Origin of the sequence: Thermomonas mangrovi, from assembly GCF_028201335.1 — a bacterium.
In the GTDB taxonomy this organism is placed as follows: Bacteria; Pseudomonadota; Gammaproteobacteria; order Xanthomonadales; family Xanthomonadaceae; genus Thermomonas; species Thermomonas mangrovi.
Window position 1 is genome coordinate 210,366 of record NZ_JAPEVV010000007.1, and the last position, 20,178, is coordinate 230,543.

20 protein-coding genes are annotated in these 20,178 nt (G+C 71.9%); 5 read left to right on the top strand and 15 right to left on the bottom strand.

Features of this window, described 5'->3' with window-relative positions; all coding sequences use genetic code 11:
- Positions 1 to 20: 20 nt before the first annotated feature.
- Positions 21 to 881, top strand: coding sequence for a 4,5-DOPA-extradiol-dioxygenase (gene ygiD, locus ON759_RS11345; RefSeq protein ID WP_271680498.1), 861 nt, complete (start codon positions 21 to 23; stop codon positions 879 to 881).
- 6 nt (positions 882 to 887) lie between these two features.
- Here ygiD and ON759_RS11350 read toward each other — a convergent pair whose 3' ends face one another.
- On the bottom strand, positions 888 to 1,346 hold the full coding sequence (locus ON759_RS11350) for a hemerythrin domain-containing protein (RefSeq protein WP_271680499.1): 459 nt from the start codon (positions 1,344 to 1,346) through the stop codon (positions 888 to 890).
- 74 nt (positions 1,347 to 1,420) lie between these two features.
- Between ON759_RS11350 and ON759_RS11355 the strand changes: the two genes are divergently transcribed.
- On the top strand, positions 1,421 to 2,635 hold the full coding sequence (locus ON759_RS11355) for an NAD(P)/FAD-dependent oxidoreductase (protein WP_271680500.1): 1,215 nt from the start codon (positions 1,421 to 1,423) through the stop codon (positions 2,633 to 2,635).
- A 6-nt stretch (positions 2,636 to 2,641) separates the two neighbouring features.
- On the opposite strand, the gene ON759_RS11360 is transcribed toward ON759_RS11355, so the two are convergent.
- Together ON759_RS11360 and ON759_RS11365 are read right to left on the bottom strand one after the other, a co-directional pair.
- A complete protein-coding gene (locus ON759_RS11360; RefSeq protein WP_271680501.1) occupies positions 2,642 to 5,107 on the bottom strand; it encodes an ABC transporter permease in 2,466 nt (821 codons plus the stop codon).
- 20 nt (positions 5,108 to 5,127) lie between these two features.
- Entirely contained in the window at positions 5,128 to 5,883 is a 756-nt protein-coding gene (locus ON759_RS11365; RefSeq protein ID WP_271680502.1) for an ABC transporter ATP-binding protein, read from the bottom strand.
- Between ON759_RS11365 and ON759_RS11370 the strand changes: the two genes are divergently transcribed.
- Together ON759_RS11370 and ON759_RS11375 are read left to right on the top strand one after the other, a co-directional pair.
- Positions 5,882 to 6,457 (top strand): arylesterase, encoded by a 576-nt coding sequence (locus tag ON759_RS11370; protein WP_271680503.1) that lies wholly within the window; start codon positions 5,882 to 5,884, stop codon positions 6,455 to 6,457. The genes ON759_RS11365 and ON759_RS11370 overlap by 2 nt on opposite strands.
- Positions 6,458 to 6,543: 86 nt before the next feature.
- On the top strand, positions 6,544 to 7,662 hold the full coding sequence (locus tag ON759_RS11375) for an NADH:flavin oxidoreductase/NADH oxidase (protein ID WP_271680504.1): 1,119 nt from the start codon (positions 6,544 to 6,546) through the stop codon (positions 7,660 to 7,662).
- Between the two features lie 3 nt (positions 7,663 to 7,665).
- Here the strand turns inward: ON759_RS11375 and purD are convergent, their stop codons facing one another.
- The 12 genes from purD to cutA form a co-directional block, all read right to left on the bottom strand.
- The gene (gene purD / locus ON759_RS11380) at positions 7,666 to 8,958 is read right to left on the bottom strand and encodes a phosphoribosylamine--glycine ligase (RefSeq protein WP_271680505.1); all 1,293 of its coding nucleotides are present in this window, start codon (positions 8,956 to 8,958) and stop codon (positions 7,666 to 7,668) included.
- Positions 8,959 to 9,114: 156 nt separating this feature from the next.
- Positions 9,115 to 10,731 (bottom strand): bifunctional phosphoribosylaminoimidazolecarboxamide formyltransferase/IMP cyclohydrolase, encoded by a 1,617-nt coding sequence (gene purH / locus ON759_RS11385; RefSeq protein WP_271680506.1) that lies wholly within the window; start codon positions 10,729 to 10,731, stop codon positions 9,115 to 9,117.
- Positions 10,732 to 10,792: 61 nt separating this feature from the next.
- A complete protein-coding gene (gene fis / locus ON759_RS11390) occupies positions 10,793 to 11,053 on the bottom strand; it encodes a DNA-binding transcriptional regulator Fis (RefSeq protein ID WP_271680507.1) in 261 nt (86 codons plus the stop codon).
- Positions 11,054 to 11,182: 129 nt separating this feature from the next.
- Complete coding sequence (locus ON759_RS11395; protein WP_271680508.1) at positions 11,183 to 11,689, bottom strand: DUF3426 domain-containing protein; 507 nt, start codon at positions 11,687 to 11,689, stop codon at positions 11,183 to 11,185.
- Positions 11,686 to 12,597, bottom strand: coding sequence for a 50S ribosomal protein L11 methyltransferase (prmA, locus tag ON759_RS11400; protein WP_271680509.1), 912 nt, complete (start codon positions 12,595 to 12,597; stop codon positions 11,686 to 11,688). Before prmA ends, ON759_RS11395 begins: the two co-directional genes overlap by 4 nt.
- Before the next feature lie 70 nt (positions 12,598 to 12,667).
- The gene (locus tag ON759_RS11405; RefSeq protein WP_271680510.1) at positions 12,668 to 13,981 is read right to left on the bottom strand and encodes a hypothetical protein; all 1,314 of its coding nucleotides are present in this window, start codon (positions 13,979 to 13,981) and stop codon (positions 12,668 to 12,670) included.
- 70 nt (positions 13,982 to 14,051) lie between these two features.
- Entirely contained in the window at positions 14,052 to 15,419 is a 1,368-nt protein-coding gene (gene accC, locus ON759_RS11410) for an acetyl-CoA carboxylase biotin carboxylase subunit (protein WP_271680511.1), read from the bottom strand.
- 14 nt (positions 15,420 to 15,433) lie between these two features.
- Complete coding sequence (accB, locus tag ON759_RS11415; RefSeq protein ID WP_271680512.1) at positions 15,434 to 15,916, bottom strand: acetyl-CoA carboxylase biotin carboxyl carrier protein; 483 nt, start codon at positions 15,914 to 15,916, stop codon at positions 15,434 to 15,436.
- Positions 15,917 to 15,931: 15 nt separating this feature from the next.
- A complete protein-coding gene (gene aroQ, locus ON759_RS11420) occupies positions 15,932 to 16,372 on the bottom strand; it encodes a type II 3-dehydroquinate dehydratase (RefSeq protein WP_271680513.1) in 441 nt (146 codons plus the stop codon).
- Between the two features lie 115 nt (positions 16,373 to 16,487).
- A complete protein-coding gene (locus tag ON759_RS11425; RefSeq protein WP_271680514.1) occupies positions 16,488 to 17,096 on the bottom strand; it encodes a TlpA family protein disulfide reductase in 609 nt (202 codons plus the stop codon).
- Positions 17,096 to 19,387, bottom strand: coding sequence for a protein-disulfide reductase DsbD family protein (locus ON759_RS11430; RefSeq protein WP_271680515.1), 2,292 nt, complete (start codon positions 19,385 to 19,387; stop codon positions 17,096 to 17,098). Before ON759_RS11430 ends, ON759_RS11425 begins: the two co-directional genes overlap by 1 nt.
- Positions 19,388 to 19,391: 4 nt before the next feature.
- A complete protein-coding gene (gene cutA / locus ON759_RS11435) occupies positions 19,392 to 19,715 on the bottom strand; it encodes a divalent-cation tolerance protein CutA (protein ID WP_271680516.1) in 324 nt (107 codons plus the stop codon).
- Between the two features lie 171 nt (positions 19,716 to 19,886).
- Here cutA and groES point away from each other — a divergent pair, with 171 nt between their 5' ends.
- Positions 19,887 to 20,177 carry a co-chaperone GroES gene (groES, locus tag ON759_RS11440; protein WP_271680517.1) on the top strand — a complete coding sequence of 97 codons (291 nt, stop codon included), beginning with the start codon at positions 19,887 to 19,889 and terminating at the stop codon, positions 20,175 to 20,177.
- Position 20,178 lies beyond the last annotated feature (1 nt).

Sequence of the window (20,178 nt, forward strand, 5' to 3'; positions counted from 1 at the left end):
CACCCCCGCGAGGACCGGCCATGACCGCCACGCCGCTGATGCCCGCCGCCTTCCTCGGCCATGGCAGCCCGATGAACGCGCTGGACCGCAACCGCTACACCGGGGCCTGGCGCGCGTTCGGGGCGGCGGTGCCGCGCCCGCGCGCGATCCTGGCGGTGTCGGCGCACTGGCATGTCGATGGCTTGGCGGTCACCGCGATGCCGCGGCCGCGCACCATCCACGATTTCTACGGCTTCCCGCCGGCGCTGTTCGAGGTGCAGTACCCCGCGCCCGGGTTGCCGGCGCTGGCCGAGGAAGTGGCGGATGCGGTGTCGCCGGACGCGGTCGGCGCCGACCGCGATGGCTGGGGCCTGGACCACGGCACCTGGGGCGTGCTGGTGCATGCCTTCCCCGACGCCGACATCCCGGTGGTGCAGCTGTCGCTGGATGCGCGCAAGCCGCTGGACTGGCACCTGCGACTGGGCGCGAAGCTGGCCGCGCTGCGCGCGCGCGGCGTGCTGGTGGTCGGCAGCGGCAACGTGGTGCACAACCTGCGCGCGATCGACTGGCGGCAGCCGGATGCCGGCTTCGACTGGGCGCGGCGCTTCGACGAGGACGCGCGTGCGCTGATGCGCGAACGCCCGCAGGACATCTCGTCGCTGGCGGGGCATCGCGACTACCGCTTGGCGGTGCCGACCGACGAGCATTTCCTGCCGCTGCTCTACCTCGCCGGACTGGCCGCCGAGGCCGGGACTGCGACCGACGTGCTGGTCGATGGCTACGCGCTGGGCTCGCTGTCGATGACCGCGTTCACCCTCGGCATGCCGCCGGTGCAGCCGATCCCCGGCGCGGGCGCGGCGCCGCTGGCGACCGACCTGCCGGCCGAGGCCGCCAACGTCTGAGCCGGCTCAGGCCGACAGCTTCTCCAGCATGCGCGCGTAGTCGCGGCGGTACTTGCGCGCGGCCTGCTGCTTGGCGGTGTCGCTGAGGATCTTGCCGGTGACCTGGAAGAACTTCTTCTCTTCCTCGCGCAGGTGGTGGTGCACCTTCTCCGAGAGCTTGCGCGCCACCGCCAGCCACTGTCCGCCCTCGGCATCGGCCTTGTGCAGGTCTTCCACCAGCTCCTCGATCTCGTGGTGCTCGTGCAGCGCGTGCCGCGAGGACTTCAGGCCGGCGTCGTCCATCAGCGCCGGCGCGTAGAGGAAGCGCTCCTCGGCGGCGGCGTGCGCCTCCAGCTCGACGTGCAACTGCTTGAAGATCGAAATGCGGTCCTGGGTGCCGGGCTTGGCGCGGACCAGCTTGCGGCACAGGCTGCGCTGGCGTTCGTGGCTCTCGCGTAGGGCGTCGTAGATGGTGTCGGTGGCCATGGGGTCCTCGTTGTTGATGCCGCCTGCACGCGCCGGGTGGAACCCTGCGCATCCTCGATGGCGGCGATGCGGCGATGGATCTTAAGAGCGGGTATCCGTACTGGGCCGTGAAGAACGGACTGATGCAGGCCTTTCCGCGGCTGGAGGCGGATGCCGCCTGCGAGGTCGCGGTGGTCGGCGGCGGCATCACCGGCGCGCTGATCGCCTGCGAACTGGCGGCGCACGGCATCGACGTGGTGGTGGTCGAGCAGCGCGACATCGGCTGGGGCAGCACCGCCGCGAGCACCGCGATGCTGCAATACGAAATCGACACGCACCTCGGCGATCTCGCCAAGCGCTATGGCGAGGCCGATGCCGCGCTGGCCTACCGTGCCTGCGCGCAGGCGATCGATGCGCTGGACGGCCTGGCGCGCGCGCTGGGCGACGTCGATTTCTCGCGCTGCGACAGCCTGTACTACGCCAGCCGGCCGTGGCATCGCGGCACGCTGGAGGACGAATGCGCGCTGCGGGCGCGGCACGGACTGCCGGTCGAATGGCTGCCGCGCGAGGCGTTGCAGGCGGGCTACGGCATCGACGCGCCGGGCGCGATCCTCAGCCGCACCGGCGCGCGGGTGGATCCGTACCGCTTCGCGCATCGCCTGCTGGAACGGCTGTCGCGGCAGGACGTGCGCATCTTCGACCGCAGCACCGTCGAGACGATGGAGGCCGGCACTCGCGGCGTGCGGCTGCGCACCGGCGATGGCGCGACGCTGCGCGCCGGGCACGTGGTGCTGGCCGCCGGCTATGCCAACCAGCATTGGCTGGCGCGCAAGGTGGCGCGCAACGCGAGCAGTTACGCCTACGTCACCGATCCGCTGCCTGGCGGCGCGCTCGGCCCGTGGGCCCACACCCTGCTGTGGGAAAGCGCGCGGCCCTACCTCTACCTGCGCGGCACTGGCGACGGCCGGCTGGTGGTCGGCGGCGAAGACGATGCGCACGACATCCCCGCGCGCCGCGACCGCCGCGTGCCGGCCAAGGTCAAGCGCCTGCGCAAGCGCATCGCGAAGTTGTTGCCGCAGCTGGATGCCGAGCCCACTTTCAGCTGGGCCGGCACCTTTGCCGAGACCGAGGACGGCCTGCCGTTCTTCGGCGCGACCCCGCAATGGGGCCCGCGCGTGCTGTTCGCGATGGCCTACGGCGGCAACGGCATCACCTACTCGGCGATCGGCGCGCGCCTGCTGCGGATGGGCCTGCAGGGCAGGCGCCATCCGCTCGCGGGGTTGTTCGGGTTCGCGCGCCTGGACCGCTGAGCCGGCTCAGCCGGCTGCGCCGAGGGTCTCGCGCACGGTCGCGTGCAGGTGCCGGCGCATGCTCAGCCAGCCGGCCAGCATCGCCGCCGCGGTGCCGACCAGCGCGCCGGTCGCCAGCGTGGTCCCGCTCCAGGTCGGCGGCAGGTCCAGCACGCGTTGCGCGAACAGGGTGCCGATGCCGGCCGCCGCCACCGCCGCGATGCCGCCGGCGATCGCGCCGATCGCCCCGAACTCGACCAGCTGCGCATTGCGCAGTTGCGCGCTGCTGGCGCCCAGCGTGCGCAGCACGCCGAGCTCGGTGATGCGCTCGCGGCGGGTCGCCGCCACCGCCGCCACGAACACCAGGCAGCCGGACAGGAAGGCGAACCAGAACACCACCTGGATCACCATCGCCGCCTGGTCGCCGATGCGCCGGATCTCGCCGGTGATCGCGTCGATGTCGATCACGTTGGCGTTCGGCACCGCCTGCGCCAGCGCGCTGGCGAGGCGGGTGTCGCCGACCGGCACCTTGACCGCGGTGATGTAGGTGGCAGGCAGGTCGCGCGCGAGGTCGGGCGAGGCCAGCACGAAGAAGTTGGGGGTGAAGCTCTCCCAGCGCACGTCGCGCAGGCTGGTGATGCGGCCCTCGATGCGCTGGCCGGCGACGTCGAACGCGATGGTGTCGCCGAGCCGCCAGCGCAGCTGTTCGGCGAACTTGGTCTCCACCGAGAACTCGTTGCGCGCGGAGCGCGGGTTCCAGAACGCGCCGGCCTTCAGCGTGTTGCCGGCGGGCAGGGCGTCGGCGGTGGACAGGTTGAACTCGCGGTCGGCGAGGCGCTCGCCGCGGCCCTGCGGCGCCGGGCGTCCGCGCTGCTGCGCGCTGGGGCCGATGTAGCGCGCGCGGATCAGCGGCGAGAACCCGGCCGGCGACAGCGACAGCTGGCGCAGCACCGCGTCGAAGCTCGTGCGCTGGTCCGGCTGCACGTTGATCACGAAGCGGTTCGGCGCATCGCCGCGCACGGTGGCCTGCCACTGTTCCCACACGTCGGTGCGCACCAGCAGCAACAGCAGCAGCGCCATCAGGCTGGTGCCCAGCGCGACCACCTGCGCGATGGTCAGGCGCCGGCGTCGCGACAGGTTGAGCAGCGCATAGCGGACGATGCCGCTGCCGCCGCGCCCGGCGCGCGCGACCAGCGCGGCCAGCGCCCAGCCGGCGATGCCGAGCACCAGGGTGGTGGCCAGCAGGCCGCCGAGCAGGATGCCCGCGGCCTGCGCATTGCCCGCGGCCTGCCAGAACAGCGCGAGCAGGCCGACCATCGCCAGCGCGAACAACGCCAGCGCCGGCGGCGAGGGCGTGCGCAGGTCGCTGCGCAACACCGCCAGCGCGCTGACCCGGCGCAGTGCGAGCAGCGGCGGCAGCGCGAACGTGAGCAGGATCCACAGCCCGACCAGCGCGCCCTTCAGCAGCGGCCACGCGGTCGCCGCGGGCAGGGTGGTGCCGAGTTGGCGCGCGATCCAACCGCCGGCGAGGTGTTGCAGCACGCCGGCCGCGGCCAGCGCGAGCAGGATCGCGATGCCGCCGAGCAGCGCGAGCTGGCCGACGTACAGGCCGACGATCGCGCGTTGCCCGGCGCCCAGCGCGCGCAGGGTGGCGGCGACCTGGCGATGGCGTTCGGCGTGCTGGCGCGCGGCCATGCCGATCGCCACCGCGGCCAGCGCGGCGGTCAGCACCAGCGACACCGACAGGAAGCGTTGCGCGCGGTCCAGCGCGGCCCGCAACTGCGGGCTCAGGTCGTCGCCGGTTTCCACCCGCGCGCCCGGGCTGCGGTCGGCCTCGCGCGCCTTCACCCAGCGCGCGATCGCCGCCGGCGCGCCGGCCACTGCGACCCGCCACGACGCGCGCGCGCCGGGACCGAGCAGGCCGCCGGCCTCGACCTCGGCCAGCGGCAGGATCACCCGCGGCCCGAGTTCCACGCCGTTGAGCGGGCGATCGGGTTCCTCGACCACGATGCCGGCCAGCCGCAGCGGGCGGCCGCCGACTTCGACGATGCCGCCGAGCGGGGTACGCATGCGTTCGGCGCCGCTGGCGCTCAGCCACAGGGTGCCGGCGGCGGGGCGCGGCAGCGTCTGCACGCCGCTGGCGGTGCGCACGCGGTACGCGCCCAGCAGCGGGGCGTCGTCGGCCAGCGCCTTCAGCGTGCCCAGTTGCGGCGCGGCGTTGCCGCTGCCGACCATGCTCGACAGCTCCACGCTGCGGTACGCGCGCAGGCCCAGCGTGCGGGCGTCGGCCAGCGCGGCGTCGATCGCGCGGTCGTCGCTGGTGAACGCGGCATCGCCGCCGACCAGGCGCCGGCTCTGTTCGGCCAAGGCGTCGGTGGTGCGCTGGGCGATGCTGCCGACCCCGGCCAGCGCCAGCACGGCGACGAACAGCGCCGCCATCAGCACGCCGAATTCGCCATTGCGCCAGCCGGCCCAGGCCTGGCGCCCGGCCATCCGCCACATCCCGCGCGCGGTCACGGGAGCAGGCGCCCGGCGTCGAGCCGCAACTGGCGGTCGCAGCGCGCGGCCAGGCGCTCGTCGTGGGTCACCACCACCACCGTGGTCTGGCGCGCATCGTCCATGCCGAACAGCAGATCCTCGATGGCGAGCCCGGTCTTGCGGTCCAGGTTGCCGGTCGGTTCGTCGGCGAACAGGATCCGTGGCCGGGTCGCGAACGCGCGGGCGATGGCCACGCGCTGTTGCTCGCCGCCGGACAGCTGGCGCGGCAGGTGGTGCAGGCGCTGGCCCAGCCCGACCCGTTCCAGCAGGCTGCGTGCGATCGCGCCGCCGGCCTCGCCGCGCAGTTCCAGCGGTAGCGCCACGTTGTCGAGCGCGCTCATTGCCGGCATCAGCTGGAAGTTCTGGAACACGAAGCCGACCGCCTGCGCGCGCAGGGCCGCGCGCGCGTCCTCGTCGGCGGCGTGGATCGGGCGGCCATCGAGCCAGGCCTCGCCATGGCTGGGCACGTCCAGGCCGGCCAGCAGCGAGAGCAGGGTGGTCTTGCCGGAGCCGGACTCGCCGACGATCGCCACCCGTTCGCCGGCGGCGATGTCCAGGCTGATCCCGTCGAGGATGGTCAGCGCGCCGTCCGGCAACGGCACGGTCTTGCCGACGTCGCGCGTTCGCAGGCTGCCGCGCGCAGGCGTGCTAGCGTCGTCGGCCTGCTGACCGGGAAGGACGGACGCGATGGGATCGAGGGTGCGGTCGTGGGGGCTGTGGCTGGGCGTCATGCTGGCGATGCTAGCGGCACCGGCGGCGCATGCGCGTGAGCTGAAGGTCCTGGTGATGGGCGATTCATTGTCGGCCGCCTACGGCCTGCGCGCGGACCAGGGCTGGGTGCCGCTGGCCGACGCGAAATCGGCGCGCTACGCCTTCCACAACGCCAGCCTCTCCGGCGAGACCTCCGCCGGCGGGCGCAGCCGGATCGCCGCGGAAGTGCGGCGGGTGCGGCCGGACATCGTGGTCATCGAACTGGGCGCCAACGACGGCCTGCGCGGCCTGCCGCTGGCGCAACTGGGCGCGAACCTGGGCTGGATGATCGGCACCGCGCAGGCGGCCGGCGCGCGGGTGCTGCTGGTCGGGCTGCAGCTGCCGCCCAACTTCGGCCGCTACGCCACCGACTTCCAGCGCAGCTACGTGCTGATCAGCCAGCGCCTGGGCACCGGCCTGGTGCCGCATTTCCTGGCCCCGCTGGGCACCGAGCGGCGCTGGTTCCAGGCCGACAACCTGCACCCGGTCGCAGCCGCGCAGCCTCTGCTCGCGGAGCAGGTGCTCAAGGCGCTGGACGCGCTGCCGCCGCGCTGAACCCGGCGGGCGACAGCGTTGCGCCGGTGGCGTTGATCGCGCGTGCCCCCGGCACCGATGATGCCGGCCTTGCCTGGAGGATCCGCATGAGCCACCTGTTCGCCCCGCTGGCGCTGGGCCCATTGCAGCTGTCGAACCGCATCGTGGTCGCGCCGATGTGCCAGTACTCGTCGGTCGACGGCGAGGCCAACGACTGGCATGTGCAGCACTGGGGCACGCTGTCGCAATCCGGCGCCGGCCTGCTGATCACCGAAGCCACCGCCGTCGATCCCGCCGGCCGGATCAGCTGGGCCGACCTTGGTCTGTACGACGACGCCACCGAAGCCGCGTTCGCGCGGGCGCTGGCCTCGGTGCGGCGCTGGTCGCCGATGCCGGTCGGCGTGCAGCTGGCGCATGCGGGGCGCAAGGCGTCCACGCTCAAGCCGTGGGAAGCCGGCGGTGGCGCAATCCAGGATGGCGATCCGCGCGGCTGGGAGGTGGTCGCGCCGTCGGCGATTCCCTACAACGCGGCCAGCCCGTTGCCGCGCGCGCTCGACCAGGCTGGCATCGATGCCGTCGTCGCCGCCTTCGCCGAGGCCGCCCGTCGCGCGGCGCGCCTTGGCCTGGACCTGATCGAGGTGCATGCGGCGCATGGCTACCTGCTGCACCAGTTCCTGTCGCCGCTCAGCAACCAGCGCGACGACGATTACGGCGGTTCGCTGGAGAACCGCATGCGGCTGGTGCTGGCGGTGTTCGACGCGGTCAAGGCCGCGGTGCCCCCCAGCATGTCGGTGGGCATCCGCATCTCCGCCAGCGACTGGGTGGAGGGCGGCTGGGACTTGGCGCAGAGCCTCGTGCTGGCGCGCGCCCTGGACGCGCGCGGCTGCCATTTCATCCACGTGTCCAGCGGCGGACTGCACCCGGCGCAACAGATCGCGATCGGTCCCGGTTACCAGCTGCATTTCGCCGAGGCGATCAAGCGCGAGGTCGCGATGCCGGTGGTCGCGGTGGGCCTGATTACCGAACCCGCACAGGCCGAGGCGGTGCTGGCCGACGGCCGGGCCGACGCGGTGGCGCTGGCCCGCGCGCTGCTGTGGGATCCGCGCTGGCCCTGGCATGCCGCGGCCGTGCTCGGTGCGCAGGCCGCGGCTTCGCCGCAGTACCTGCGCGGCGCCCCGCATGGGGCGTCGCGCGTGCTGGTGCCGGCGACGGGCAGCGCGGGCTGAGGCTCAGCCCGCCGCGCGTTCCCGCGCGATCGCCCGCCAGCCGATGTCGCGGCGGTGGAACTCGTGCGTCCAGTGGATCGCGGCGACGCCCGCGTAGGCCCGCTGTTGCGCATCGGCCACGCTGTCGCCGAGCGCGCAGGCGCACAGCACGCGCCCGCCGGTGGCGATGACCTGGCCATGCGCATCCAGCGCGGTGCCGGCGTGGAAGACCTTGGCATCGGCCGGTACCGCGTCGAGGCCGGAGATCACGTCGCCGGTCACCGGCGTGTCCGGATACGGCGCCGAGGCCATCACCACGCCGAGAGAAGGCCGCGGATCCCAGTGCGCGTCGATCCGGTCGAGCTTGCCGTCGATCGCGGCGTCCACGAGGTCGACCAGGTCGGACTGCAGGCGCAGCATCACCGGCTGGGTCTCCGGGTCGCCGAAGCGCACGTTGAACTCGATCACCTTCGGCGCGCCGCTGGCGTCGATCATCAGCCCGGCGTAGAGGAAGCCGGTGAACGGTACGCCGTCGGCGATCATGCCCTGCACGGTCGGGTTCACCACCTCGCGCATGACGCGCGCGTGTACCTCGGGCGTCACCACAGGCGCAGGCGAGTACGCGCCCATGCCGCCGGTGTTGGGGCCGGTGTCGCCATCGCCCACGCGCTTGTGGTCCTGGCTGGTGGCCATCGGCAGCGCGGTCCGGCCGTCGACCATCGAGATGAAGCTGGCTTCCTCGCCGTCCAGGAATTCCTCGATCACCACGCGCGCGCCGGCGTCGCCGAACGCGTTGCCCGAGAGCATGTCGCGCACGGCGTCCTCGGCCTCCTGCAGGCTCATCGCCACGATCACGCCCTTGCCCGCGGCCAGGCCATCGGCCTTGACCACGATCGGCGCGCCCTTGTCGCGGACGTAGGTCAGCGCGGCGTCGACGTCGGTGTGCACGGCGTAGAACGCGGTGGGGATGCCGTGTCGTTGCAGGAAGTCCTTGGCGTAGGCCTTGCTGCCTTCCAGCTGCGCGGCCGCGGCGGTGGGCCCGAAGATGCGACGGCCCTGCGCGCGGAACGCATCCACCACGCCGGCCACCAGCGGCTGCTCGGGGCCGACCACGGTCAGCGCCACGCCTTCGTCCTGCGCCAGCCGCAGCAGGCCGTCGATGTCGGTGGCCTTGACCGCGACGTTGCGGCACTTCGGCTCGGTCGCGGTGCCGGCGTTGCCCGGTGCCACCAGGACTTCGGAGACGCGCGGCGACTGCGCCAGCTTCCACGCCAGCGCGTGCTCGCGACCGCCGGAACCGATGACGAGGAGTTTCATGATGCATCCACCTGCCGAATGATTGCCTGTCATTCCCTCTCCCCTTGTGGGAGAGGGTGCCCGAAGGGCGGGAGAGGGAATGTTCCGTTCAAGCGACCCCTCTCCCTGCGCGCTGCGCGCGCTTCCCTCTCCCGCGAGGGGAGAGGGAGGAATTGCTCAATGCCTGAAATGCCGCACGCCGGTGAATACCATCGCGATGCCGTGCTCGTCCGCGGCGGCGATCACCTCGGCATCGCGCATCGAGCCGCCCGGCTGGATCACCGCCTGGATGCCGGCGTCGGCCGCGGCGTCGATGCCGTCGCGGAACGGGAAGAATGCGTCGCTGGCCATCACCGAACCCGGCACCACCAGCCCCGCGTCGGTCGCCTTGATGCCGGCGATGCGCGCCGAATACACGCGGCTCATCTGCCCGGCGCCGACGCCGATGGTCTGCTGGTCCTTCGCATACACGATGGCGTTGGACTTCACGAACTTCGCCACCTTCCACGCGAACAGCAGGTCGGCGAATTGCGCCTCGGTCGGCGCGCGCTGCGTCACCACCTTCAGTTCGTCGCGCGAGACCACGCGGTCGTCGGCGGTCTGCATCAACATCCCGGAGTTGATGCGCTTGGTGTCGATGAAACCGGGCGACGGCGGCGCCAGCGGGATGCGCAGCACGCGCACGTTGGCCTTCCTCTTCGCATAGGCCAGCGCGGCGTCATCATAATCCGGCGCGATCAGCACTTCGACGAACTGGCGATCGAGGATCGCCTTGCAGGTCGCGCCGTCGAGCGGCGTGTTGAACGCCAGGATCCCGCCGAATGCGCTGGTCGGATCGGTGGCGTAGGCGCGCTCGTAGGCATCAAGGCAGCCGCTGCCCACCGCCACGCCGCAGGGATTGGCGTGCTTGACGATCACGCAGGCCGGCGCGTCGAACTGGCGCACGCATTCCCACGCGGCGTCGCTGTCGGCGATGTTGTTGTAGCTGAGCTCCTTGCCCTGCAGCTGTTCCAGCGTCGCCAGCGAGCCGGGCGCGGGCCAGAGGTCGCGGTAGAACGCGGCCTGCTGGTGCGGGTTTTCGCCGTAGCGCAGGTCCATCACCTTGACGAAGTTGCCGTTCGCCTGTGCCGGGAACATCGCGCGCACCGGCACTGCGGTGGACGCATCGGTGATCGCCGAGAGGTAGTGGCTGATCGCGGCGTCGTACTGCGCGACGCGATTGAACGCCGCGACCGACAGGGCGAAGCGGGTCTGCGCGGACAGCGCGCCGTCGTGCGCATCGAGCTCGGCCAGCAGGCCCGCGTACTGCGACGGATCGGTGGCCACCGCGACGCGGGCGAAGTTCTTCGCCGCGCTGCGCAGCATCGCCGGGCCGCCGATGTCGATGTTCTCCACCGCGTCGGCCAGCGTGCAGTCGGCGCGCGCCGTGACGGCCTCGAACGGATACAGGTTCAGCACCAGCAGGTCGATGGCGCCGATGCCATGCGCGGCCATCACCGAGTCGTCGATGCCGGCGCGGCCCAGCAAGCCGCCGTGCACCAGCGGATGCAGGGTCTTGACTCGGCCATCCATCATTTCCGGGAAGCCGGTGACCTCGCTGACGTCCTTCACCGCAAGGCCGGCATCGCGCAATGCCTTCGCGGTGCCGCCGGTCGAGAGCAGTTCGACACCGCGCGCGTGCAGGGCGGTGGCGAGGTCGAGCAGGCCGGTCTTGTCGGACACGGACAGCAGGGCGCGGCGCACGGTCACCGGACGGCCGGCGAATGCGCCGCTGGCGGGGGCGGCAGCGGTCATGGGAAGGGATGCAGCGGTGGGGAAGCCGCCATTATAGGCCGCGGCCGGCGGCCTCCCGGGCTCAGCCCATCCCGTAGTCGCGCAGCTTCTTGCGCAGGGTGGCGCGGTGGATGCCCAGCATCGCCGCGGCGCGGCTCTGGTTGCCCTCGCAATGCCGCAGGACTTCGGCGAACAGCGGGATCTCCAGTTCGCGCAGCGCGATCTCGTAGAGGTCGTCGGTCTCGCAGCCGTCCAGGTCGTGCAGGTAGCGGCGCACGGAATTGGCGACGTGGTCGCGCAAGGGCGCGCGCTGGGCGTCGTGGCGGTCGGCGGAGATGTTCAAGCAGGACCCCTGTGGCGCGGAACCGCATCGAGCCGGGTCATCGGTGCGGGCCGGCAGTCTAGCGCGATGCTGCGGCGCGTGTCAGGCCGCTGGCGCATTCACCTTGTCGCGCTTGCGACGTGGCGCACGTCATTCGAAGCGGAAGTCGAACGCGACCACGCCGGCGCCGGGTTCGGCGATGTCGAACGCCAGTTGCGCGGCCTGGCCGGGGGCCAGGGTCGCCGTGCCCGGCGCGCGACCGAGGTAGTCGGTGGGCGCGAAGCGGCGCGCACCGAGCACGCGCCCGCTGGCGTCGGCCAGGCTAAGGCGCAGCGCGGGCCAGGGCTGCGGCCAGCGCGCGTCGTTGCGAATGCTGGCCTGCACGCGCAGCACGCCGGGGCGCCCGGGCACCGCGATCACGTCGCGCGCGAGCATCGCGAACGCGCCGGGCTCGCGCCATGCCGGCACGCTGCAACCGGCGACGTCGCAGATGGCCTGCACCAGCGGGCGCCAGCGCGCATCCGCAGCGAGTTGCGCGCGTTGGGCGAGGAACAGCTGCACCGCCAGCAGCAGGCCGAGGACGACCAACGCGATCCACTCGCCGACGCGACGGCGCGCGGGCGCGGGCTTGCGCAGGAAGCTCGGGTCGCTGCTCACGCGCGGCGCCTGCCGTCGATCCGCACCCAGTCCTCCTCGCGGGCGACGCGGAGCTCGTCGAACCACGCGGCATAGCGCGCCAGCAGCGCGTCCTCCTGGCCGGCGAGGATGCCCGACATCGCCAGCCGGCCACCGGGCGCGGTGCGCTGGGCGAGGGTCTCGGCCAGCGCGTCCAGCGCAGACGCGAGGATGTTCGCGACCACCACCGGGTAGCGCGCCGGGGGTTCGTCGGCTGGCAGCCAGGCGGCGATGGCGACGCCGTTGCGATCGGCGTTGTCGGCGGTGGCCAGCAAGGCCTGCGGGTCGTTGTCGACGCCGGTCGCGGTGCCCGCGCCCAGCTTGAGCGCGGCCAGCGCGAGGATGCCGCTGCCGCACCCGAAGTCGAGCACCGCGCGGCCCTGCAATTCGCCGGCGCTTGCCAGCGCGTCCAGCCACTGCAGGCACAGCGCGGTGGTCGGGTGGGTCCCCGAGCCGAACGCCAGGCCCGGGTCGAGTCGCACGATCGCGGCGTCGCTGCCGGCCTCGGCCGGGACCTCGTGGTTCCACGGCACGATCCAGGTGCGCGCACCGAAGCGCATCGGCCGGAACTGGTCGAGCCAGGCGCGTTCCCAGTCCTGGTCCTCGACCACCTCGAAGCGCGCGCGCGACCAGTCGAGTTCGGGATCGAAGGCATCCAGCGCGGCGAGCAGCGCCAGACCGTCGGCCTCGGCATCGAACAGCGCGGTCAGGGTCATCTCGTCCCACAACGGAATCTCGCCGACGCCCGGCTCGAAGATCGCCTGCTCGTCGGCGGCATCGAGGTGCGCGTCCTGCAGGGTCACCGCGAGCGCGCCGACGTCCTCCAGCGCGCGTTCATAGCGCGGCTGCAGGCGTTCGGTGCAGGGCAGGGCGAGTTGCAGGTAGGGCATGCGGGGCGCCGGGGGATCGACCGGCGCCCATGGTCGCCGCGCGGCCGGGCGGCGACAAGCCCGGCGTCGGTCAACCGCCGAGGATGCCCTTGAGCAATCCCTTCATGCCGGGCTTCTTCTGCTGCGGCTGGCCGTCCTCGCCATCCTCTTCCATCTGCTGCATGCCGCCGAAATCCAGCCCGAGGATCGCCGAGGCGCTGGACCGGGCGCGCAAGCGTACGCTCCATTCCGGGTTCCACGGTTGCTTCGGATCGGCAGGCTTCGGCGGATAGGTGATCCAGCTCTCGGGGCCATACGCGGTCATGTTGAGCATGCCGGGCATCGTCGCCTGCCGGCCGTCCACCTTCGACGTGCCCGCGAAGATGCCCTTCGGGATGGTGCAGCTGGTGGCGGTGGCGGGCAGCAAGACCTTCTGCTTCAGCCACTTCTCGAGCTGGCCGCCGGTGAGATTGGCGTGCAGGTCCTCGCGCGCGCCGGGCAGCTCGGCGCTGCTCCACATGGTGATCGCGTACGAATTCTCGCCGAGCACCTGCATGTGCATGCCGGTGATGTGGTACCCGCGGGCGCGTTCGACCGCAGGCCAGGACAGGCCGATCGCGTCGGTCATCTCGCCTTGCGTGCGCAGTGCGAGCTTGGGCATGAAATCGGCCGCCTGCGCCACCTGGAACTGCATCGACGCCGGGATGCCGTCGCCGGTGATCCGGTGCTCGCCGGCGAGGCGCGCGCCGCCCGGGACCTGCTTGCCGTGCTTCGGGTTCGGCCAATACACCCAGCCCGGCTTGAGGTCGATGTCGCGGTCGACCGCGCGGATCTCGTTGGAGATGCTGCCGGTGGCCTGGAAGTCGATGCCCTGCATCGCGCCCATCGGGTTGTCGGGGTCGACGGTCTTGCCATTCCCCTTCAGCTTGAACGTCGCCACCTTGGGCTGGCCCGGGCGCACGCTGGCGCCGCAGCCCCAGTACTCGGTGATCTTCACCTGGATGTCGGGCACCTTGCCCGGCGCCATCGTGCCCTTGCCGTCCTCGCGCGGGCCGATCGGCGTCAACGCGAGCGACTTGCCCAGTTTCAGGCCGGCGGGCACGACGTCCTGCGCCTCGACGCCGGGCTTCAGGCTGTTGTGCAGGGCGATGTCCAGGTATTGCCCGGTCATGCCGCCGGCGCGCGTGGTCGGATACGTCGGTTTGCCGGCATCGCCGCCCATGCGGCGGGCCATGAAGCCGCCCAGCCCGCCCATCATCCCGCCCATGTCCGGCATCCCGGCCATGTTGTGGGTGAGGACGTCGATGTAGAGGTTGGTCGGTGGATTCTTGCCCTGCTGGCTGGACGCGGGCAGGGCGACGATGGTGGCGGCGAGGGCGAAGGCGAGGACGTGGCGGCGCTGCATGGCGGTTCCGGGAAGTGGCTCTCCCCCGGTAAGCGCAAAACGGGGCCGCGGGCGGCCACGTCGCACGCGATCAGCGCAGCGACAGCGCCTTTTCCTTGCGCTCGGCGAGCTTCTTCTCGAGGTAGTGGATGTTCTGCCCGCCGGCCGCGAAGCCGCCATCGGCCAGGATCCGCTGCTGCAGCGGCACGTTGGTCTTGATCCCGTCCACCACCATCTCGCTGAGCGCCACCCGCATCCGCGCGATCGCCTGCTCGCGGTCGGCGCCGTGCACGATCAGCTTGCCGATCATCGAGTCATAGTTCGGCGGGACGCGGTAGCCCTCGTAGATGTGCGAATCCACCCGCACGCCCGGGCCGCCCGGCGAATGGAAATGGGTCACCAGGCCGGGCGAGGGCAGGAAGGTATCCGGGTCTTCCGCGTTGATGCGGCACTCGATCGCATGGCCCTTCAGCACCACGTCCGACTGCCTGATCGACAGCTTGTGGCCGGCGGCGATCAGCAGCTGCTCGCGGACCAGGTCGATGCCGGTCACCAGCTCGGTCACTGGGTGCTCGACCTGGATGCGGGTGTTCATCTCGATGAAATAGAAGCGGCCCGCCTCGTACAGGAACTCGAAGGTGCCGGCGCCGCGGTAGCCGATGCGCAGGCAGGCCTCGACGCAGACCTTGCCGATCTCGGCGCGCTGCTCGGGGGTGATGCCGGGCGCGGGCGCTTCCTCCACCACCTTCTGGTGGCGGCGCTGCATCGAGCAGTCGCGCTCGCCCAGGTGGATGGCGTTGCCCTGGCCGTCGGCCAGCACCTGGATCTCCACGTGCCGCGGGTTCTCCAGGAACTTCTCCATGTACACCATGTCGTTGCCGAACGCCGCCTTGGCCTCCGACTTGGTGGTGGCGATGGCATTGGCCAGCGCGGCCTCGGTGTGCACCACGCGCATGCCGCGCCCGCCGCCGCCGCCGGCCGCCTTGACGATCACCGGGTAGCCGATCTCCGCGGCGATGCGGATGTTGGTGGCGGCATCGTCGCCGAGCGGGCCGCCGCTGCCGGGCACGCAGGGCACGCCCGCGGCCTTCATCGCGCGGATCGCCTCGACCTTGTCGCCCATCAGGCGGATGGTGTCGGCCTTCGGGCCGATGAACACGAAGCCGCTCTGCTCCACGCGTTCGGCGAAGTCGGCGTTCTCCGACAGGAAACCGTAGCCGGGGTGGATGGCCTGGGCGTCGGTGACCTCGGCGGCGGCGATGATCGCCGGCATGTTGAGGTAACTCTCGGGCGACGGCGCCGGGCCGATGCACACCGACTCGTCGGCCATGGCCACGTGCTTGAGGTTGCGGTCCACGGTGGAATGCACCGCGACCGTGCGGATGCCCAGCGCGTGGCAGGCGCGCAGGATGCGCAGCGCGATCTCGCCGCGGTTGGCGATGACGACTTTCTCGAGCATCGGGCGCTCCCCGTTCAGGCGATCACGAACAGCGGCTGGTCGAATTCGACCGGCTGGCCGCTCTCGCACTTGATCGCCACCACGGTGCCGGAGACGTCGGCCTCGATCGGGTTGAACATCTTCATCGCCTCGATGATGCCGAGCGTCTCGCCGGCCTTGACCGCCTGGCCGACCGACACGAATGCCGGCTTGTCAGGCGAGGGGCTGGCGTAGAAGGTGCCGACCATCGGCGCGCGCACCACGTGGCCGTCCGGCAGGTCGTGGCCATGCGCCTTCGGGGCGCCGCCGGTGGCGGCCTCGACCGGGGACTGCATCGGCATCGCCGGCGCGGCCGGGGCAGGCGCGGCGACGTGGTGGACCACCGGCGCCGGCGCGGCCAGCGCGCCCTTCGGCACCCGCGCCAGGCGCACGGATTCCTCGCCTTCCTTGATCTCGATTTCGGCCAGGTTGGATTCTTCCAGCAGGTCGATCAGCTTCTTGATCTTGCGCAGGTCCATCGGGGTACCTCGGGGTCAGGCCGTCAGCCGCGCGAGCGCGGCATCGAGGGCGTAGCGGTAGGAGTCGGCGCCGAACCCGCAGACCACGCCGACCGCCTTGTCGCTGAAATAGCTGTGGTGGCGGAAGGGTTCGCGGGCGTGCGGGTTGGACAGGTGGAGTTCGATGTAGGGGATGGCGACCGCGGCGAGGGCGTCGCGCAGCGCCACCGAGGTATGCGTGAACGCCGCCGGGTTGACCAGGATGAAGGCGGTGCCGTCGCTGCGCGCGGCCTGCACGCGCTCGACCAGCACGTGCTCGGCGTTCGATTGCAGGCTTTCCAGCCGGTGCCCAGCCGCCGCGGCGCGCGCGGCCAGGTCGGCGTCGATGTCGGCGAGGGTCGCGCGGCCATAGACCTCCGGCTCGCGGGTGCCGAGCAGGTTGAGGTTGGGGCCGTGCAGGACCAGCAGCTGCGCCATCGGACTCGGGTCGTCCCGGAACGGGTGCGCAGTGTCGCGCAGGCCGGGGATGCTGTCCAGTTCGCCGAATTTTTGCCGAATAACCGAATTTTAAACGCGCGTTGGAGCGGTGGCTCTAATTCGTGGCGGCCCAGGCGGCGATGTCGGCGGCATCGTTGAACGGACCGATCCGCGTCTTGAGCAGGCGCCCGTCCGGCGCGACCAGCACGGAATACGGCAACACGCCGGCCGGATTGCCCAGGCGCACGCCGGCGTCGGCGGGCCCGGGGGTGTCGACCAGCGAGGGATACCCGATCGCATGCGCCTGCAGGAAAGCCCGCACCGCGGTGTCGTCATCCAGCGCGATGCCGACCACTTGCGTGCCATTGGACGCCTGTTCGTGGGCGAAGGCCTGCAACTCCGGCATTTCCTTGAGGCAGGGCGCGCACCAGGTGGCCCACACGTTGACCAGCGTGGTCCGCCCGGCCCAGGCGGCGGGTAGTGCGACTGCCCGGCCGTCGAGGTCGCGCACGCGCATGGCCGGCACGATGCGGCCGCGTTCGCCGACGATCACCCCGGCCGGCGGCGGATCGGCCTTGGCCTTGAGGGCGGCGTCCAGGAGGCGCTGGCCGGCCGCGGTGCCGGCCAGGCGCTGGGCGACCCGGGGTTCGAAGAACAGGCTGGCGCTGGCCCCGGCGATCGCCGCAACCATGGCCACCAGCAGCACGGTGCGGGTGCGCGGCATCAGCCGCCTGCGGCCTGCGCCAGGGCGTCGGCGACCAGCCCGGGGGTGACGATCACCGGCAGGATCCGGCCTTCGCCGCCGTTGCGCGGGTAGACGACGTACAGCGGCACGCCGACCGCCTGGTGGCGTTGCAGGTAGGCGGTGATCGCCGGATCGACGTCGGTGTAGTCGCCGACCATGTACACGGCGTTGGCGGCGTCCATCGCCGCGCGGAAGCCGTCGCGCGCGAACACCGCCTTCTCGTTGGCCTTGCAGCTGACGCACCAGTCGGCGGTCATGTTGACGAAGACCACCCGGCCCTGCGCGCGCAGGTCGGCCAGCGCCTGTTCCGAGAACGCGACCTGGGCGATGCCGCTCGGGGTGGCGTTCGTGTTGGCAATCGCGGGCTTGTGCAGGCGATGCAGGCTGGCCAGCGGCCAGGCCGTGGCCAGCAGGGCCAGCAGCGCGACGACGCGCCAGCCGCCGGACCCGCCGCTGCGTGCGCGGGTCCAGGCCCAGGCCGCCAGCGCCAGCGCGATCGCGGCCAGCGACCACCACCACACCGCATCCGCGCCGCGTAGGGCGGCCAGCACGAACAGCAGCCAGGCCGCGGTGGTGTACAGCGGGAATGCGAGGAACTGCTTGAAGGTCTCCATCCACGCGCCGGGCTTCGGCAGCAGGCGGGCCAGCGCGGGCACGAAGCCGATCAGCAGGAACGGCAGGGCCAGGCCAAGGCCAAGCGCGAGGAACACCAGCAGCCCGCCCAGGGCCGGACCGGTGAAGGCATAGGCCAAGGCGGCGCCCATGAACGGCGCGGTACACGGCGTCGCCAGCACGACCGCGAGCACGCCGGTGAAGAAGTCGCCGGCCATGCCTTCGCGCTGGAGGAGGGCGCCGGTGCGCGCGCCGAGCGCGACGTTGGCATGCCACAGGCCGGACAGGCTCAGGCCCAGCGCGAACACCACCAGGCCCAGCCCGGCCACCACCAGCGGCTGCTGCAACTGGAAGCCCCAGCCCAGCGCCAGCCCAGCCTTGCGCAAGGCCAGTGCCAGCGCACCCAGTGCGAGGAAGCTGGCGAGCACGCCGGCGGTGTAGGCCAGCGCGTGCCGGCGCGCGCGCTGCCGGCTTTCGCCGCTCTGCGCCAGCGACAGCGCCTTCAGCGCCAGCACCGGCAACACGCAGGGCATCAGGTTGAGGATCAGGCCGCCGAGCAGCGCCAGCAGCACGGAGCCGAGCAGTCCGGCATGGCCTTGGACCGGGGGCGCCTGGCGCGGTGCGTCGGCGGTCGAGGTGGCATCGGGCCGCGCGATGGCCCGATCCGCCGGCGCGGCATCGACGGCGGCGACGGCGGTTTGCTCCGATGCCGGCGCTGGCGACGGGGCGTCGTTGGTGGACGCGGCAGGCGCGGCCGCGAGGCGGCCGGCGGGCAGCGTGACCGGCAACCGACGCGTCATCGGCGGATAGCAGATGCCGCCGTCCTGGCAGCCCTGCAGCCCGAGCGCCAGGGTGCCGGTGGCGGCGGCCTCGGTGGTGCGCGACACCGCCAGCGGGATCTCGACCTGGTCGAAGTACACCGCCACGTCGCCGAAGTGTTCGTCGCGGTAGGCCCGCGCGGCCGGCATCCTCGCCTTCGGCGGCAGCGCGGCGGCCAGCCCCTTGCCGGCCTGCAACGAGACGCTGAGCTTGTCGCGGTAGAGGTAGTAGCCCGGCGCCGGGGTCAGGCGCAGCAGCAGGGTATTGCCGTCGAGGGCGATCACCTCGCTGGCGTAGGCCTGCTCCGGCGGCAGCGGGGCCGCGTCGGACTGGACGGCATCGCCGCCGCCGAACAGGCCGCCGCGCTTGCCTCCGAGCCCGAACGCGCCGGTCGCCGCGGCCTGCGGCAACGCGACCTTCAGCGTGCGGGTCTGCGGCGGATAGCAGATCCCGGCATCGGCGCAACCCTGGTACTTCACGGTCAGGGTGGTCGTGGTGGCGCCCGCCACGGGGGTCCCATCAACGGTCCCGACCAGCGCCTGCCGGTAGGTCTCGACGTCGCCGAAGAATTCGTCGCGGTGCTTGTCGCCATCGGGCAGGGCCAGTCGCGCCTCGCCGAACGTCGCATCCGCCTTCACCGAAGTGCGGTGGCGGTACAGGTAATAGCCGTCGGCGATCTTCCAGCGGACCTCGATGCGGTCGGGCGCGGTGGCCTGCGCGGACAGCACGAAAACCTGGTCGACGGGCGGCAGGGCGACATCCGCAGCGGACGCCGGGACGCCGGCGAGCAGGGCGAGCGCGGCCAGCCAGCGGCGCAGGCGGTGGAGGGGTCGGGTCATCGGGTCAGTCTAGCGGACGGGTTTCGGCGGTTACCCACTGCAGGTACGCGGGCAGGCCGGCGGCGGATTCGACCGCGACCAGCTCCGGCAGTTCATACGGATGCAGCGCGGGCAGCCGGGCCTCGAGCGCGGGATAGCGGGCGCGGGTGGTCTTGAGCAGCACCAGCACCTCGTCCGCCTGTTCGATCGCACCCTGCCAGCGGTAGATCGACCGCGCCGCGGGCAGCAGGGTCGCGCAGGCGACCAGCCGCTCCTCGACCAGGGCGCTGGCCAGGCGCTCGGCGCTGGCGTGGTCGGGGCAAGTGCAGAAGCAGAGCAGCAGGTCCATGCGGCCTAGGGTACGGGATGCCGCCTGCCCCCTTGAAAGCCCGCGGCGGCCCCCCATCTCCCGCGCATCCCGGATGCGGGATGTTCGCGTCCCGCGCCTTGGCACTCGCCAGCCGAGACTGCTAAGATTTCCGGGTTTTTCCACTCCAATCAACCATTTGCAGAGGTTGCCATGTCCAACATCAAGCCGCTGTACGACCGCGTGGTCATCAAGCGCATGGAAGAAGAGAAGCTGTCCGCGGGCGGCATCGTGATCCCCGACAGCGCCACCGAGAAGCCGATCAAGGGCGAAGTCGTCGCCGTCGGCACCGGCAAGGTGCTGGACAACGGCCAGGTCCGCGCCCCGCAGGTGAAGGTGGGCGACAAGGTCCTGTTCGGCAAGTACAGCGGCACCGAGGTGAAGCTGGACGGCGCCGAGCTGCTGGTGGTGAAGGAAGACGACCTGTTCGCGATCCTCGGCTGAT